The organism is Ruminococcus sp. RTP21358st1_G6_RTP21358_211008 (genome assembly GCF_040908885.1).
In the GTDB taxonomy this organism is placed as follows: Bacteria; Bacillota; Clostridia; order Lachnospirales; family Lachnospiraceae; genus Blautia_A; species Blautia_A faecis.
Genome location: NZ_JBDGDM010000041.1, coordinates 14053 through 30427, shown reverse-complemented (window position 1 = coordinate 30427; position 16375 = coordinate 14053). Strand labels below are relative to the sequence as shown.

Here is a 16375-nt window from a genome sequence, read left to right as displayed (position 1 = left end):
AATACTTTTAAAATCCTCGGATTTCCTCTTCCTCTGAATGGGTTTTATCGATGGAGCGGATTTCCAGAAAATAACTGTAATTGTCATTTACCTTTACTTCCACTCTGTCGCCAATCTTATGTCCTTTCAGTGCCATGCCAATCGGAGAGTCAATACTGATTCTGTTCTCCATGGAATTTCCCCGGATGGAAGTAACAAGCTTATATTTCTCAATCTCGTCATCTTCCTCAAAATAAACTTCTACAATGTCATCCATTCCAACCTCGTCACTGCAGGATTTATCAGAAACGATGGTTGCTGTTTTTAACATATTCTCCAGATAGCGGATGCGACTCTCGTTCTGATTCTTATGACGCTTGGCAGCGTAGTATTCAAAATTCTCACTTAAATCGCCCTGGGCACGTGCTTCCTTTACTGCCTCAATTGCCTCTTTGCGGACAACAAGCTTACGGTGCTCAATCTCCTGTTCAATTTTCTCTACGTCTTTTTTGGTGAGCTTCTCTCTCATTTTTATACATCTCCTTTATAGCTGCAACACCACTTTGCACACCACCTTAACAGATGGCAAAGAGTTTGTCAAATTGCCAATGGAAAACATTAATTCCAATAATGCTATTGTTCACTCCATGAACAGAAACCCTATAATTTCTTTTTCCCTAGCCGGACTTCTTCCATCAGCTTTGCTGTCTCCGCATCCGCATGATCAAAAAGATAGGTATGACTGGACTGGCGGTGCTGATGCCATTCCTGGCGGAGCTGCTTTCTGGTCTCTTCGATTTCTTCTTTCAGACCTCTTGCGGAAATACGGTTGGCGCCCTGACCCATAATGATAATCTGTTCCAGTCCGTCTGAAGTAGCAACCGTTACCTGATGCTGTCTGCCGATTTTGTGGACTGTTTTTTCAATATATTGATCGGCAGTCTCCGCTTCTTTTGTGTAAACCACATGAATATTGTGATAAGTAAGCACTTCCTCCTGGTGTCCCTCCACCTTGTAAGCATCAAATACAAGAATCAAAGTACATTTCTTATATCCCTGATAATTACTTAAAATATCCATCAGCTTCGTCTGTGCTGCACGGACATCCGCATCTGCCAGTTCTTTCAGCTCCGGCCAGGCAAAAATAATGTTGTAACCATCCACAAGAAGGTATTCTTCCTGGTCTTTTTTTACAGAAGAACTGCTGCCAGAATAAGATAGGGCACTTACCACTTTTTTATAAGAAGACACGCGGTCTCTTTTCACCGGACCAAAGGTACGCTCAAAAATGGCCTGAAGTTCTTTGTCATCCTCATAGCTTCCACGGTAGGCAGATTCCGGCGGCTGGTAACCGCTTCCCGCACGGCTTCCACTTCCAGATGTATTTCTGGCAGTTCCTGTACTGCCAGCTCCACTGCGTGCTGAATTTCTGGCACTTTGAGCAGTATCGTCTCCACTTGCAGGATTCCCAGAGCCTGACGCAGCATCTTCCCAGTCTTCCTCGCTGAGATTATCCTCAAACTCTGCCGTAATCCCAGTATCCAGGTGCATATACTCTTCCACTTCATACCATGGCACCACAAATCCGGCTCCATGGGCACAAAATACAGACCCGGTAGGATTATCCAGATCCCGCTCAGAATCGTAGCCGATCTGTTCCACGATCTCATCCTTATTTTTACAGGGCTCATATCCTTTTAAACTGCAGAACAGCCTTCCCATTCCCCTTGTATAAGAAACTACTTCTTTCTGGTAATCGCGCATAGTCGAAACAGGCGCTTTCCCCTTCAAAATAGCGGTATTTTCCTCTGTCTCCATAGGAAGAAGAGTTCCCTGCATTTTCTTGATATCATTCATTGCACGGCCAACAACCTCCACCGGCACTTCCAGCCGAAATTCATAGTAAGGCTCCAGCAGAACATTCTGTGCTTTCTTAAGCCCCTGACGGATAGCCCGATAAGTAGCCTGACGGAAATCTCCGCCTTCCGTGTGTTTCTGGTGGGCCCGTCCGGTAAGCAGAGTAATCTGCATATCTGTGATCGGTGCACCAGTCAGCACTCCTCTGTGTTCCTTTTCTTCCAGATGGGTGAGGATCAGTCTCTGCCAGTTCCGGTCCAGCACATCCTCACTGCAGGCGGTAAAAAACTGCATTCCGCTTCCTTGCTCCCCTGGTTCCAGAAGAAGGTGAACTTCCGCATAATGGCGCAAAGGCTCAAAATGTCCCACACCTTCCACAGGTGCCGCAATGGTCTCTTTATATACAATATTTCCCGTTCCAAAATCCACAGCCACATGGAACCGCTCCCAGATCAGCCTTTTCAGGATCTCGATCTGCACGTCTCCCATGAGCATGGCGTGGATTTCTCCCAGCTGCTCGTCCCATACAATATGAAGCTGAGGATCTTCCTCTTCCAGTTCTCTCAGCTTCTTCAGCATCTGGTGCACATCGCAGCCTTCCGACAAAATAATCTGATAGTTCAGTACCGGCTCCAGTACTGGCATATTGGAATTCTCCGTCACGCCAAGTCCCTGTCCTGGAAAAGTATGGGAAAGACCTGTCACTGCGCACACGGTTCCCGCGGGCACTTCTTTCACCAATTCAAATCTGGCGCCGGAGTAAATCCGGATCTGGTCTGCCTTTTCCTCCCATACTTCCTCTCCTGCAGCCACATTTCCCTTGCTGGTAATAAGAAGTTCTTTTACTTTCAGTGTCCCGCCTGTAATCTTCATATAGGAAAGACGGTTTCCCTGATCGTCTCTGGCGATCTTATAAACCTTCGCACCAAAAGCCTCAGGATATACCGGACATCTGGTGTACCTGTCCAGTCCGTGGATCAGCTTCTCTACTCCTTCCATTTTCAAGGCAGAGCCAAAATAGCATGGAAAAACCTTTCGATCTGCGATCAGACCGGTAATCTCTCTCCTGGATACTTCTCCTGTTTCCAGATATTTTTCCAGCAGTTCCTCGTCACACATGGCAAGGCTCTCCAGAAATTCTTCAGAAAATTTATTTTCCATCAAATTCTGCTGTTCTTTTTCACCTGCCGGTAATTCCGGTTCCAAATCTCCATCAGCATTTTCATTTTCTGAAAAATCCATGCAGTTTTCATTCAGCCTTTTTTTCAATTCGGTCAAAAGTGCGTCGTGGTCCGTTCCCTCCTGATCCATTTTGTTCACAAAAATAAATGTGGGGATCTGGTACCGCTCAAGCAATTTCCATAAAGTCACCGTATGTCCCTGCACACCATCTGCACCGTTAATCAAAAGCACTGCATAGTCCAGAACCTGCAAGGTACGTTCCATCTCTGCAGAAAAATCCACATGCCCAGGCGTATCCAGAATGGTAACTCTTGTTTCCGGGAATTCCAGCACTGCCTGCTTGGAAAAAATCGTGATTCCCCGCTCGCGCTCAAGGGGAGAGGTATCCAGATATGCATCCTTGTGATCCACTCTTCCAAGCTTTCGTATCTTGCCGCTTAAATATAAAAGTGCTTCTGACAATGTAGTTTTTCCTGCATCTACATGAGCCAGCAGCCCCATACAAATATTTTTCTTTATTTTCTCTGACTGTTCACCCACGAAAACGCCTCCTGTTGTAAAAATCTCTTGTTTTAGTATATCACAACAGAAGGCGCCAGTCGAGACACAGGTGTTTATTTCATTATTTTCAATAAATCACCAGAGCGTGTTATGCTATGAACGCCAAAATTTGTTTTATAATAAAATTGTTTTATCTTTACAATATTTGATAACATGATATAATTCATACGTGATAAAAAAAGTACAATAAAGTAACTATTCCACAAAGCATGTAGCTGTGAAGGTACTGAACAATTACACAATAGAACCGGTTGATGCAACGTTATATTTTAGAGCGTTTATCAACAGAAAGTGAGAACTTCCATATGAATCCCTTAAAAAAAATATACTGTCGGATTTTTCAGAATGTATTCAAATTTGCCCTTCCATTCCTGCCATACCGAAATCCTGAGATCATCAGCAGTCTGAAAGCCGTTCCCGATGTGCTGAAAAAGAAAAAATGTAAAAATGTGCTGATTATTACAGATGCAGGAATCCATAAGCTTGGTCTTACAGACCGCCTTGAAAAAGTGTTGACAGACAGCAGCATTCCCTATATCCTTTATGACAAAACAGTAGCAAATCCTACCACTGTGAATGTGGCTGAGGCACTTGAACTTTATCATGAAAATAACTGTCAGGCCATTATAGGCTTCGGCGGAGGCTCCAGTATGGACTGCGCCAAGGCAGTAGGTGCCAGAGTCGCCAAACCTCATCAGTCTCTTGCAAAGATGAAAGGAATCCTGAAAGTGCACAAAAAGCTTCCACTTCTTATCGCCGTTCCAACCACTGCAGGAACCGGAAGCGAAACTACACTGGCAGCGGTAATCGTGGACGCCGAAACCCGGCATAAATATGCCATCAATGACTTCCCGCTGATTCCCCGATACGCTGTGCTTGATCCCAAGGTCACATTAAGCCTTCCACCATTCATCACCGCTACTACAGGTATGGACGCACTCACCCACGCAGTGGAAGCTTATATTGGTAATTCCACTACACCAGGCACCCGTAAAAATGCCCGGGATGCAGTGCAGCTGATTTTCGAAAATCTGGACACTGCTTACACCGACGGAAGCAATAAAGAAGCGCGCCGGAATATGCTCCGCGCCTCTTATTTCGCTGGCTGCGCTTTTACAAAATCCTATGTAGGCTATGTACATGCAGTTGCCCATTCTCTGGGAGGACAATACAATGTTCCACATGGACTTGCCAACGCTGTACTTCTCCCTTATGTTCTGGAAGCTTACGGAAAAACAATTTATAAGAAGCTGGCAGTCCTTGCTGTTGCTGCCGGGGTTGCCTCCAAAGAAACACCGGAAGAAGAAGCCGCATTAAACTTTATCCAGGCGGTCAAAGACATGAAGGCCCGCTTCGGAATCGGCGATACCATCCCGGAAATTCAGGAAGAAGACATTCCGAAGCTGTCCCACTATGCGGACAAAGAGGCGAATCCGCTGTATCCGGTACCGGTACTGATGGATGCACAGGAGCTGGAGAAATTTTATTATATGCTGATGCCGGCTAAAGAGAACACAGTGCAATAAAAGCTAAAGCGTGTTTGAAAAATACCATATTGTCACCTTTATAACATTACATTAGTTAATCTCAATTTAAATAAGATAGTTTAACATCCCCCACTTTATAGCCTTTTACATTATGTAAACTATATTTCAAAACATCAAATAAATTATAAATAATCAGAAAGGACTTTCCCATGACCCAGGAAGCAATCCAGGAAATCATCCGCAAGCAGCGGAACTATTTTTATACAGGCGCTACCTTAAACATTGACTTTCGCATCACTGCCTTAAAAAAGCTTCAAACCTCCATCCAGTCCCACCAGGAGCAGATCAATGCTGCACTGAAGTCAGACCTTGGAAAAAGCAGCTTCGAGAGCTACATGTGCGAGTCCGGTCTCGTTCTCAGCGAGATTACCTATATACTGAAGCACATCCACTCTTTTTCCAAAGAAAAAACCGTGCACACACCACTTGCCCAGTTCCATTCCAGAAGTTACAGGAAGCCGTCCCCATACGGTGTCACCCTGATCATGAGCCCGTGGAACTATCCCTTCCTGCTTACCTTTGATCCGCTGGTAGACGCCATCGCCGCCGGAAACACTGCAGTATTAAAACCCAGTGCCTACTCTCCTGCCACCAGCAATATCATCTGCGAAATCGTCCGTGAATGTTTTCCAGAAGAATATGTGGCTGTTGTTATGGGCGGGCGCCAGGAAAACTCCTGTCTTCTTCAGGAGCACTTCGACTACGTCTTTTTTACAGGCAGCCAGGCTGTAGGAAAAGAGGTCATGCGCCATGCCAGCGAGCACCTCACTCCAGTCACCCTGGAGCTTGGGGGAAAAAGCCCCTGCATCGTGGATAAATCTGCAAATATTAAGCTTGCCGCCAAACGTATTGTATTCGGAAAATATCTGAACTGCGGACAAACCTGTGTAGCCCCTGATTACATTTACTGTCACAGGGAAGTAAAGGATGAGCTTCTGAAACAGATTCAGAAACAGATCCGTAAGCAGTTTGGCAAGTCACCTCTGGATAACAAAAATTACGGAAAGATTATCAACGAAAAGCATTTCAACCGCATTCAGAACCTGATCGATCCTGCGAAAGTCATCTGCGGCGGAAATGCCTGTCCCGAAACTTTACAGATTGAACCTACAGTCATGGATCAGGTAACCTTCGAAGATGCCGTAATGCAGGAAGAAATCTTCGGACCGGTAATGCCTGTCCTTACTTTTGATTCCATAGAAGAAGTAATCCGAAAGGTAAATTCCATGGCTCATCCTCTGGCTCTTTACATTTTTGCCCAGGACAAAGCCATCTGCGAAAAAGTCACCTCTGAATGTGGCTTCGGCGGTGGCTGTATCAACGATGTGATCATTCACCTCGCCACCAGCGAAATGCCATTCGGCGGCTTCGGAGAAAGCGGTATGGGAAGCTATCACGGCCAGAAAGGCTTCGAAACCTTTTCCCATTACAAGAGCATTGTAGACAAAAAGACCTGGATTGACCTGCCGATGAGGTATCAGCCTTATAGACGGATTTATGATAAGCTGATCCATATTTTCTTGAAATAAAGTGTTACTATTACTTCGGCTCGTTGCTCGCGTAAATAAAAATAAGGAGGTCGAAACTATGTGTTTTAATTTCAATAGCTGCACCGAATTATTTAATGCGATTTGCAAAATGTTTAACATTGGTTGTTAATTAATATGACAAAAGAGCCGCATTTTTACTATGAAAGTTCCAAGTCCAAAGTTGACATGTCCCTTTCGTAAAAATGCGGCTCAATAACAATTAATCTACTCCCTAATCCTTTCCACAATACTTCCATTCCAACCTGTGAGATCACTGTCCATAAAATTGGATACAATGGTTCTTGCAGCCTGGCTGTCCAGCATGGTCACAACACAAAGGTACACAGACAAACTGGCAGCCAGAGACAACAGTACCATAAAAGTCCTCTTCTTATCTTTTGTGAACTGTTCCCCGAAAAGTCTTGTGAGCAAATTTCCCTCTCCTGCTTTTCTTATTTTTGATGCGTTATGAGAAGGACGATAGCCAAGTGCCTCGATAGGCGAAACAGCAGCTTCCATTTTTGCAGGTTTCCGGCTGGCAAGAAAGATGGTAATTCCAACACCAGGCTTGTCATGCACCTCCGGTTCACAGTAAAATCTTGTAAAAATCTGTGCCTGCCGCTCTGGTGCAATCCCTTTTCCATAAAAGCCGCCCCCAAAACTCCATATCCTGACTTTTTCAAAGAAAAACAGATTGCCTGGTTTAAATCATAGTCGTCTTGCATATAAGGAAACCCGCCGTCCCTGCTGATCTGTCACACGGTTTCGATAATACTGCGTTCCCTTCATACTCACCGTACCATAATCTGGAAGCATCCTTCTTCTTGGTTCTCCATTTGAGAGCAGGGCGACGATTGATAACATTAACTTGCTTTTCCCATCGCCGGAATCGCCCTGCAACAGAGTAACCTTGCCAAACGGAATATACGGATACCACAGCCATTTCACTTCTTTCGGCTCAATTTCGCTTGCCTTGATAATTTCAAGAGGTACAGTTACATTCATTTCATTTTCAATCATTTTCATAGTTCTTTGTTCTCCTTTTCGATAAATATTTTGGGCAATGCACCACAACACAGCGAAAACTCTGCTTACAGTCATTCCTGCATTTTCTGCAAAGTTCGTTGTAGGTAATGCGGTTTCGATCATTCAGAAACAACGCCCACTCTTGTTTCCGTTTCTTGCTCATTCTCGGCATATCAATCCACCTTTCCGTTTGAAAATAAAAACCACAGGAAAGATACATTAAGCCTTGTTTGTGTCATTTCTCGGGGCGAAAATCAGGGAAAATTTCCTTTCTAAGCCTTTCAAAAAATTGCAAAGTGTTTGTACTAACCTGTGGTTGTGTATGAAATTGTGGGTTTGGGATAACAAAAAACACCGTATTTCTACGGTGCGTTCTGTCAGATATATTCTGTTTTATGATAGCAGAAAACCGGAATTCACAGTTCTTCCATCCTTCCCATCTTCAGCGCCATAACAAGAGTTCCGGCTGCCATCACAAAGACACCAATTTCAATCACATAGATGGGAAGAAGCGCCGGACCTGCCACGGCAAAGAAGTCCACAATAAAATGAATCCCATATGCAAGAACCGCTGTAAAAGCCGCTGTCCTGCATTTGCCTGCCTTTACCGCCCGGTAGATCAGCAGTGACAACCCGATATGCAGAATGATGGCACTGATTCTTTCGATTCCGCTTACAAAAAAGAGTGGTGCCGGTGTTGTCCATAGGGCCGACAGCTGTGACACGGTCTGGTTTGCAGACTCAGCAGGAAGTGCCGCCAGCGTATTCTGCATGGCTCCGCTGTTGATCATCAGCATGGACACAAGATTGCTGATTCCGGAGAGTCCTCCAATCAGAATGGCCTCTACACCGCCATGCCCGATTCCATACATCAGTGCATTTGGAAAATCCAGCCATTTCTTCATCCAGAACTTCATGGCAATCAGTCTTCCGGTCTCTTCAAAAACCGCTGCAGCCAAAGCCGCGTACACATAGTAAAGCCATGGCCTGCTCTGTGCGTTCAGTCCGCAGAACTGAATGACAAGAACATGCAGCTGCTGCTCCAACAGCATGGCAAACAGCAGATAGGTTCCTGCTCCGATAAAGAACGAGGAAATCCTTGCCTTAAGCTTCACCCTTCCTGCAATGAACAAAGCAATCGGTACCCCCATCGAGAGGACAACAGAGCAGATAACTCCCGCTATCGCCAGACCTGATATTGTGTTCAATTCCATCTTTATACCTCCCTGATTCTCAAAAAATTCCTTTATTGTATTTGAACTGTCCATACAATATAAAGCCTAATCCGACAATAACTGCTGGAAGAATGATATAATCTATAATTATTTCACTCCAAAACGAAACAATAAAACCTAATACAAGAGATATTCCTATAATCAGCGTTCCTGTGCCAACTGTTTTTCCATACTTTGGTATATCTTCTTCCTTTACTTTTCGCCTGTTATAAGAGTGAATTGTGCTGATATTGCCTTTGATATTTACAATTCCCACAACAGATATGAACACTCCCAAAATCAACATTATAATATTTTCCATAATGACCTCCTAAAAATAGAATAGTTCCTCAAATTTTTTGTCCAATGCAATACAAAGAATTAGAGCCAATTTTGCAGTTGGATTAAACTGTCCTGTTTCAATAGAACTAATGGTATTTCTTGATACCCCTACCATTTCTGCAAGCTGAGCTTGAGAAAGATTTGCTTCTGTGCGAACTTCCTTTAAGTGATTTTTCAGTTGTAATTGTTCTTTCATATTCTCACCTCTAAAAGGTGGCTAACAAATCCAACAAATGCCAAAATGGAAAGCACAAAAAACAGAACAGTCAAGACCAAATCGCTCTTTCGCTTCATTTTGATAAAACGAACTAACCATTGTGTTGCAATAATGCTGAAGTATATAACCCACGGACTGTAAATCATAGTATGAGCAAGCACAGAAGATAACAGCGAAAGCAAACAACACACTAAAGCACCAACTCTGCTTGCGTGACTTCCGGCTTGATATACCACTTCCATTTCAGCCAAGTCCTTATTGCGATGTTCTTTTCTGCTTGCATTTAAGATTTCGTCCTTTTTCATAAAAACACCTCCATGCCAAGTTTTCTTTGCATATTTAAATTATATACATACCAAGTTTTCTTGTCAATAGAGTTCATAAAAAAGTTACAACCGATATAAGAGATAACTTTTCTACCACTTCGATTATACTCACGACTTAATGACTTCTTGAATACTTGCCGAAAAAGAAAAACTGCCATCGGTTTGACAGCAGTTCTTCTTCGGTTGGTATCCGTTAGGAATACACAATATCATTCAATACAATCTCATCGGCACAGGCTCGAATGTTATTCATCAATCCTATCCATCTCATCATATCCGTTGCTTTCAGTTCTTCCGTTACACCCTGCTTCTTTGCCATTTCCTTTATCAGATATTCCGCCATATCACGAGCCGAAGTATCAATTTCGGCAAGGTGTTCATATAACTTTCCGCTTGTCAGCAGATTAAAATATAGCACACGCTTATGTTCCCTCAAATATCGTTGCCGCAACCGTCCGTATTTTGAAAGGGGAGGACTTTCCTCTACTATCAGGCAGGGATAATAGTAATCTCCGATGAGTTCGTATCGGATACCTGTTCTTTCGTCTGTAATAAATCTTTGCATAGTGTTTTCTCCTTTTGCTTCTTGTGGTAAAACTCCAATGATTTTTTGTTGTGGTTTACCTTTGTACATTCATCTGAACAGAATTTCTGCTGACTGTGTGTAGGCCAGTAGGTACTGCCACACACAGCACATACACGCTGACGATAATAGTGATTGAAGAACGGTTACTGCGCTGTTGCAAAATGCCATAAATGTGTAACTCCTTGTACGATGCGCCCTAATGGGCTGATGAATAGTGAATGTCCCCCTGCATGTGCACCTGCAAAAGGGCAAAAAAATAGCCAGGTCTCCCATTTCAATCAGAAACCTGGCTATGTAAAAAGGGCGGCTCACCGCCGCCCTCATCGTTAATATTCTGTGCTCAATAGAAAATCTGCAATGTGCATACTCTTAATGCCCTGGTAATTGCCTCCGGCAAATTCATCGGTTCTTAAAACATACTTCGGATAGTTATCCCGGATTTCCAGCAGCCGTTCATATTCGCGCTTTTCTGTTTTTTCGGATTTAATCTCCTGTGTGACCTGCACATACAACCGGTCATTCTGCTTCTGCGCCACAAAATCGACCTCACCATCCGGCGTTTTTCCAATCGTCACGGTATATCCTCGTCTGCAAAGTTCCAGATACACCACATTTTCCAGACTGGAAGCGACGCTGTCTGGTGTGTAGCCCAGCACGCTGTAACGCAAAGCGGTATCGGCAAGATAAAACTTCTCCTGCGTTTTCAGAATCTCCTTTCCGCGCAGATCGTATCGAGAACAGCGATGAAGGAGATATGCTTTCTCCAGCTTTTCCAGATAGCTGTACACCGTTTCATTGTCGATAGAACGATGCTCTGATTTCAGATAATCAGAAATTGATTTTGCTGAGAATGAATTTCCCACATTCGCAAATGTGTACCGAACCACCCGTTCCAGCTGGTCGATCTTGCGAATCTGGTTTCTCTTTACGATATCCGAGAAAATCGTGGAATTATAGATATCCCGGACAATCGTATAAACCTCATCCTGTGAATACTCTCGCAGGTGCGTTGCAGGGAAGCCGCCCAAGCGGATATAGTCTGCCAGTTCAGCATGGATATCCTTTACCTGTGTATACTGCTTTTTAAATTCCAGATATTCCTGAAACGAAAGCGTATAGATACAAAAGGAAACATATCGTCCGGTCAAGTAAGTCGCTATTTCCGAAGACATCATTCTGGAATTGGAGCCTGTCACATAAAGGTCAACATCATAATCCGTTGCCAGGGAGTTTACTACTTTCTCCCAGCCTTCAATTTCCTGAACCTCATCCAGAAAGAGATACGTTCTCCCCGTTGGATTTAGCTTTTCTTTGACAGCCTTGAACATATCCTTCGCTGTCATATCCTCATAATCCATGGAATCGAAGCGCATGCTGACAATCCTCTCAGACGGAACACCATGCTCCTGTTGCAGCTTCTCCATGATCATTTTAAGGACTGTGGATTTTCCGCAGCGGCGAACACCCGTCAACACTTTTACAAAAGGTGTGTCGGTGTAGGCCATAATCTTATCGACGTAGAGCGGTCTGTCTATCATAGGAACCACCTCCATGGTTCCATAATACCGCAAGCACATAAAAAAATCAATATGTTTTGCGATTATAAACCGCAACTCACATTGATTTTCATTGACTTTTTCGGATGGTGTCGAATTCTGTTTCTTTGCAGTTTCAGAATATCGTAGTTTAACCAAAAAATCCAGAAAGCAGCGGCACCAGAGTCGTGCCGATCAGTGCCACGCCGCCAGCCATCAGCTGTTTCATGCCCTGAGACTTGGCACCGGATAGCGATAGGTAATCCTTTGAAGTTATCTCCGGATTTTCCCCCGCTCCACACCGTGCATGCGACTTTCACCGCACACGGCGCTCCATCGAATTCAGCCATCCAGGGCTTTTAAACACAACTTACACACTTCGTTACAGCATTAAATTCAAAGAATAATAGGTGGCATTTCTGCCATAATACGAAGTTTGTTAAGCTTTTCTATTTGTTTATTGTCAAGATTTAAGGATTTCAGGTACTTCTCAATCGTAAGTTCTGAAGAAGCATGGATAAGGATATGAACCGCTTTGCTGACAAGAATAAGATTTGCGTATTCATCCGAACCGCCATTGCTAACCGGCACTTTATGGTGGCAGTGAATATCGTGGGAATCCATCGGAATTCCTGTCACTGCACATTTACCATACTGTGCCGCATACAAAGAAATACGGTTATCCGCATATTCAATGGTTCTGCCCTTTACAGGATTTCTTATCAGCCATAACATTGTCGCTGTGTCGATTGCAAGATTCTTATGAATCTGTTCCCGACCTTTGACCGTATATTTATTGATGGATTTCCTTTTATGCTGGGCATTCTTTGACTGGACATATCCCAGTGGAACCACCGGACGTCCATGAAGGAACCTCATCTGTCTGCTTGCTCCATACTTTTCTTTAATGAACCCATTTCTGAGCTGTCCCTTTTTGGATAAGTCTCCTTTCAGTCTGTTTCTGAGCTGTTTGTTGATACTGAAGGCAAGTCTGCTGAAGTCATGGGATACTTCTGTAGAAATACAATAGTATTCATGAAGTCCGGCAACTACAGAGTTATATTTCTGAAGCTGCATGAACTGAGCATTATCATCTGACGAATGAGCCAGTTTCTTTACTTCTTCCGAGACTTTTTCATGAGCCTTTTTGTATGCTTTATCGCTCATATGAGACCGAACCACATATTTCTTATCCTTTTTACGAACTTTCAGCTTGAACCCGAGAAAATCAGAATTCTGTCTTTTGAGATTTACTACTTTGGATTTGTCAGGGCTGATTTCCAGTCCCAGCCTGTCCTTTAGCCATAACTCTGTTGCCTTGTATGCTCTGACAGCATCCTCATGTGTTGCGCAGAAAATTTTAAAATCATCTGCGTACCGAACTGCATGCATCTCTTTTAATCTGCTCCGGCGCAGAGCCCTGTAAGCGTGGCTCTTAATTTCTGTTCCCTGCGCATTGCTCCTCGTTTTGAATTTTGTTTTTGTTGGCATCTCCTCCCATTGTGAGGCAATCCACCAATCCAGTTCATTCAATACGATGTTTGCAAGCAATGGCGACAAAATACCGCCTTGCGGGGTACCCCGTGCGGGATATGTTTTCTTCCCATCTGGCAGAACAACAGGTGCTTTCAGCATCTCTTTTATAATGCATAACAGCTTTTTGTCCCGGATTCCCAATGCCCATATCTGACGAATCAGCTTTGTATGGCTGATATTATCAAAGAAGCCTTTAATATCGAGGTCAACCACATGGTACAGATGCTGTACCTGTATCAGCCTCATGCATTGCGCAATAGCAGTCTCAGCGGAACGGTTCGGGCGGAACCCGTTGGAGTTCTCACTGAATTTTGCTTCACATATCGGTTCCATGACCTGCAAAATACATTGCTGTACGATCCGATCTACGATAGTTGGGATTCCCAGAGGTCTGGTCTTTCCATTGGGCTTTGGTATCTCCACTCGCCTTACGGGTCGTGGATGATAATTACTGAATTGTTTCCGTATGAGATGGACGTATTCTTCCTCGCTTAACTTTGCGAGGTCGGCTATCGTCCTTTTATCCACTCCCGAAGTATCACTTCCTGTATTCTTCTTTATCGTTCTATATGCAAGCTTGATATTTTCTTCACTCTCGATGATTTCCGTCAGATGGTTGAAGGTTTTATCTTTCTTACTTTCTGCATACAGCCTGTCAAGAGTACCTTCCATGTCGTAATACTCTGAGTTGCGGATTTTTCTCTGTTTACTTTTCCTTTCTTGCTGCCCCGAAGTCAACACAGGCATCCTCTCCCTTCGGTTTGGATTTTCTTTGTCATACTCGAAGCTGTGTTTGTTGTGTTTTCATTTTCTTTGCTGAATTCGACTTGTGGCTATCCCTCCACCGCTTACTTATTCACGGCTTCACAGGTACTGTGCCACTACTCTCACTGGAATAAAGAATGGTTATTGCCCTCTCGCGAAGGTATTCCCATCCACCACATCACTGGCTTGCAACCGCCTCCGTGTTCCCAGCTTTCCACGTTCCGATATTCCTATCATTGGATATCTTTAGGTTCTTCCTCTAAGCCTGTATCTGGTCATGCATAACCGCACCGCCTGTAACGATGCATGGACTTTCATAACAACCAATTTTACTCGCCCACAGATACCACCATGAAAGGTGTACTGCCTTTCGACAGCATCAACGTTTAGACTCGTACATTCAGAATTTCGTCAGTATTTTCATACATTCTCACCATGGATATCCGACCCCCGGCATATAGGCAACACCATCCACCTCTGGACAGCTTTCGTGTCTGGTCTGAAAACCAGTCTTACGGTTGCTCTCTGCCGACTTCACCGAGCTCTATAAACTTTTGGAGAGAGCCGTTGCATGCTCCCCGCCATTCGGAGTATTAGGGTGGCGCTTCGGGACGTTACCCCCTCATTTCACCAATCGGAATATCAGTTCTCCAAAGTTTCGGGCTACAATTGCCCTTCGACTTTGTGCGTAAGCTTTTCACTTACGAACGTGTCGCACGGTTGTCGTTGCCGTAGCCTTCCAGCAGGTTGATGGCTCCCCAGATGCCGAGACCGGCACCCAGTGCGATGACGAGAGTCTGAAGAACTGTTACTGCGCTGTTGAAAAATGCCATAAATGTGTACCTCCTTGTACGTTGCGCCCTTATGGGCTGATGAATAGTGATTTTCCATCTGCATGTGCACCTGCAAATGGGCAAACATATAGCCAGGTCTCCAATCCCTATCAGAAACCTGGCTATGTAAAGAGGCGGCAGCTCGCCGCCTCTTCTTATTCTGTTGCCAGCAGCGCACCCATGACATCTTCGTCACCGGAATAAACTTACTTGGCATGATCTGCGTCAACCACTTCGTACTTATCGCCGGGCTTGAGCTTCAGCCGATGGTCGAGAAACGCCTCGATGCTGAATGTGTTTTTCTTATCAGCTCCGGCAGTGAGCTTGTAGTTCGGATGCTGGGTCAGATCGTACTTATCTGACTCAAACGGCCTGACACCGCGTAGCTGCAAAATGCACTTTCCGCCATCCAGCACAGCCAGTTCATCCACCGAAGCCAGGTCATGCCCAACCTTTTGGTAATTAGTGCCGTAAGATGGGCTGTTGCCTCTGGTATCGGAAGTGTTGTACAGATCAATCGTTTCTTTCCCCAGTGCCTGATTCAGCTCTTTTAGCGTAGTCGGCTCCGAACCGCCAAGGAAAATACGGGAATCCATATTGCCGATGATAGTATCAGCATTGTCCTTGTAGATCGCCTTCAGCTGGCTCTGCGCCTGAAGTACCAGACATGCCGAGATTTCTCTTGATCGGATGGTGGCTACCAGCTTTTCCAGATTCGGAATCTGACCAATGTTCGCACACTCGTCAATCAGACAACGCACATGCACCGGCAACCTGCCGCCATAAACATCATCCGCTTTTTCGCACAGCAGGTTAAACAGCTGTGTGTAGATCATGGAAATCAGGAAATTAAAAGTCGGGTCTGTATCGCTCATAATGAGGAACAGAGCCGTTTTCTCATCTCCCACTGTATCCAGGGACAGCTCATCATACATGGTGATATCACGAACTTCCTCAATATCGAAAGGAGCCAGCCGTGCGCCACAGCTCACCAGAATCGACTTTAAGGTCTTGCCAGTAACAAAATGTCAATAGTTTTTTAATCACTTTTTCAAAAAAGGCAAAAAAATAGAACGTATAGTTAATTTCCATACGCTCTATCTCACATTTCATATTAAATTTTTGAATTCTACAAACTTGGAGTTGTATCATCACTTATCTTTATCTTTTTTTGAAAAAATAAGACTGCCAGATATGCCAAAAGATATACCCAGACATATTCCAATTCCGGCCATGCTATTTAATGAGTTTATGAAAACAATGCTCCAAAGTATTGCTGCGACTATTCCGATAGTGACTCCTATAATTATCTTTTTGCTTTTCATAAGCTTTGTCCTTTA

The 16375-nt window shown here is 44.2% G+C and carries 14 protein-coding genes and 4 pseudogenes; 2 read left to right on the top strand and 16 right to left on the bottom strand.

All coding sequences use genetic code 11. The annotated features are described in order from the left end of the window. Window positions 1–7 precede the first annotated feature (7 nt). A complete protein-coding gene (gene greA, locus AB5Z12_RS15220; RefSeq protein ID WP_148461684.1) occupies window positions 8–508 on the bottom strand; it encodes a transcription elongation factor GreA in 501 nt (166 codons plus the stop codon). 131 nt (window positions 509–639) lie between these two features. Then, window positions 640–3519, bottom strand: coding sequence for an NYN domain-containing protein (locus AB5Z12_RS15215; protein ID WP_368357361.1), 2880 nt, complete (start codon window positions 3517–3519; stop codon window positions 640–642). A gap of 365 nt (window positions 3520–3884) precedes the next feature. On the opposite strand from AB5Z12_RS15215, the gene AB5Z12_RS15210 reads away from it, so the two are divergent. After that, the gene (locus tag AB5Z12_RS15210) at window positions 3885–5105 is read left to right on the top strand and encodes an iron-containing alcohol dehydrogenase (protein WP_187565459.1); all 1221 of its coding nucleotides are present in this window, start codon (window positions 3885–3887) and stop codon (window positions 5103–5105) included. Between the two features lie 170 nt (window positions 5106–5275). Continuing rightward, complete coding sequence (locus AB5Z12_RS15205) at window positions 5276–6655, top strand: aldehyde dehydrogenase (RefSeq protein ID WP_173718205.1); 1380 nt, start codon at window positions 5276–5278, stop codon at window positions 6653–6655. Between the two features lie 225 nt (window positions 6656–6880). Here AB5Z12_RS15205 and AB5Z12_RS15200 read toward each other — a convergent pair whose 3' ends face one another. The 14 genes and pseudogenes from AB5Z12_RS15200 to AB5Z12_RS15135 all read right to left on the bottom strand — a co-directional run bounded on the left by AB5Z12_RS15200 (window position 6881) and on the right by AB5Z12_RS15135 (window position 16360). Beyond that, window positions 6881–7234, bottom strand: coding sequence for a hypothetical protein (locus AB5Z12_RS15200; RefSeq protein ID WP_226854289.1), 354 nt, complete (start codon window positions 7232–7234; stop codon window positions 6881–6883). 246 nt (window positions 7235–7480) lie between these two features. Further along, window positions 7481–7732: pseudogene (locus AB5Z12_RS15195) on the bottom strand (AAA family ATPase); the annotation flags it as partial. Continuing rightward, window positions 7668–7853: a hypothetical protein gene (locus AB5Z12_RS15190; RefSeq protein ID WP_226854288.1), complete on the bottom strand. Its 186-nt coding sequence runs from the start codon at window positions 7851–7853 to the stop codon at window positions 7668–7670. The pseudogene AB5Z12_RS15195 and the gene AB5Z12_RS15190, both read right to left, overlap by 65 nt. Window positions 7854–8097: 244 nt before the next feature. Continuing rightward, window positions 8098–8895, bottom strand: a complete 798-nt coding sequence (locus tag AB5Z12_RS15185) for a YhfC family intramembrane metalloprotease (RefSeq protein ID WP_226854287.1) — start codon at window positions 8893–8895, stop codon at window positions 8098–8100. A gap of 19 nt (window positions 8896–8914) precedes the next feature. Further along, entirely contained in the window at window positions 8915–9217 is a 303-nt protein-coding gene (locus tag AB5Z12_RS15180; RefSeq protein ID WP_008121271.1) for a hypothetical protein, read from the bottom strand. Window positions 9218–9226: 9 nt separating this feature from the next. Further along, complete coding sequence (locus AB5Z12_RS15175; protein WP_003865061.1) at window positions 9227–9433, bottom strand: helix-turn-helix transcriptional regulator; 207 nt, start codon at window positions 9431–9433, stop codon at window positions 9227–9229. Continuing rightward, complete coding sequence (locus AB5Z12_RS15170; RefSeq protein WP_005608366.1) at window positions 9430–9759, bottom strand: DUF6442 family protein; 330 nt, start codon at window positions 9757–9759, stop codon at window positions 9430–9432. Before AB5Z12_RS15170 ends, AB5Z12_RS15175 begins: the two co-directional genes overlap by 4 nt. 214 nt (window positions 9760–9973) lie before the next feature. After that, window positions 9974–10345: a TnpV protein gene (locus AB5Z12_RS15165; protein ID WP_173769856.1), complete on the bottom strand. Its 372-nt coding sequence runs from the start codon at window positions 10343–10345 to the stop codon at window positions 9974–9976. A 347-nt stretch (window positions 10346–10692) separates the two neighbouring features. After that, a complete protein-coding gene (locus AB5Z12_RS15160) occupies window positions 10693–11904 on the bottom strand; it encodes an ATP-binding protein (RefSeq protein ID WP_195379856.1) in 1212 nt (403 codons plus the stop codon). Window positions 11905–12052: 148 nt separating this feature from the next. Continuing rightward, a pseudogene (locus tag AB5Z12_RS15155) lies at window positions 12053–12148 on the bottom strand (Maff2 family mobile element protein); the annotation flags it as partial. A 149-nt stretch (window positions 12149–12297) separates the two neighbouring features. Continuing rightward, window positions 12298–14184 carry a group II intron reverse transcriptase/maturase gene (gene ltrA, locus AB5Z12_RS15150; protein WP_062807140.1) on the bottom strand — a complete coding sequence of 629 codons (1887 nt, stop codon included), beginning with the start codon at window positions 14182–14184 and terminating at the stop codon, window positions 12298–12300. A 737-nt stretch (window positions 14185–14921) separates the two neighbouring features. Continuing rightward, a pseudogene (locus AB5Z12_RS15145) lies at window positions 14922–15035 on the bottom strand (Maff2 family mobile element protein); the annotation flags it as partial. A gap of 206 nt (window positions 15036–15241) precedes the next feature. Beyond that, window positions 15242–16051, bottom strand: a pseudogene (locus tag AB5Z12_RS15140) (VirD4-like conjugal transfer protein, CD1115 family); the annotation flags it as partial. Window positions 16052–16186: 135 nt separating this feature from the next. Continuing rightward, on the bottom strand, window positions 16187–16360 hold the full coding sequence (locus AB5Z12_RS15135; protein ID WP_187565451.1) for a hypothetical protein: 174 nt from the start codon (window positions 16358–16360) through the stop codon (window positions 16187–16189). Window positions 16361–16375: the final 15 nt, after the last annotated feature.

Coding starts and splice junctions, on each gene's coding strand:
- AB5Z12_RS15190 (WP_226854288.1), bottom strand. CDS start 7,853: ATGCCGAGAATGAGCAAGAAACGGAAACAAGAGTGGGCGTTGTTTCTG.
- AB5Z12_RS15165 (WP_173769856.1), bottom strand. CDS start 10,345: ATGCAAAGATTTATTACAGACGAAAGAACAGGTATCCGATACGAACTC.
- AB5Z12_RS15205 (WP_173718205.1), top strand. CDS start 5,276: ATGACCCAGGAAGCAATCCAGGAAATCATCCGCAAGCAGCGGAACTAT.
- AB5Z12_RS15170 (WP_005608366.1), bottom strand. CDS start 9,759: ATGAAAAAGGACGAAATCTTAAATGCAAGCAGAAAAGAACATCGCAAT.
- AB5Z12_RS15180 (WP_008121271.1), bottom strand. CDS start 9,217: ATGGAAAATATTATAATGTTGATTTTGGGAGTGTTCATATCTGTTGTG.
- AB5Z12_RS15215 (WP_368357361.1), bottom strand. CDS start 3,519: ATGGGGCTGCTGGCTCATGTAGATGCAGGAAAAACTACATTGTCAGAA.
- ltrA (WP_062807140.1), bottom strand. CDS start 14,184: ATGCCTGTGTTGACTTCGGGGCAGCAAGAAAGGAAAAGTAAACAGAGA.
- AB5Z12_RS15185 (WP_226854287.1), bottom strand. CDS start 8,895: ATGGAATTGAACACAATATCAGGTCTGGCGATAGCGGGAGTTATCTGC.
- greA (WP_148461684.1), bottom strand. CDS start 508: ATGAGAGAGAAGCTCACCAAAAAAGACGTAGAGAAAATTGAACAGGAG.
- AB5Z12_RS15160 (WP_195379856.1), bottom strand. CDS start 11,904: ATGATAGACAGACCGCTCTACGTCGATAAGATTATGGCCTACACCGAC.
- AB5Z12_RS15175 (WP_003865061.1), bottom strand. CDS start 9,433: ATGAAAGAACAATTACAACTGAAAAATCACTTAAAGGAAGTTCGCACA.
- AB5Z12_RS15210 (WP_187565459.1), top strand. CDS start 3,885: ATGAATCCCTTAAAAAAAATATACTGTCGGATTTTTCAGAATGTATTC.
- AB5Z12_RS15135 (WP_187565451.1), bottom strand. CDS start 16,360: ATGAAAAGCAAAAAGATAATTATAGGAGTCACTATCGGAATAGTCGCA.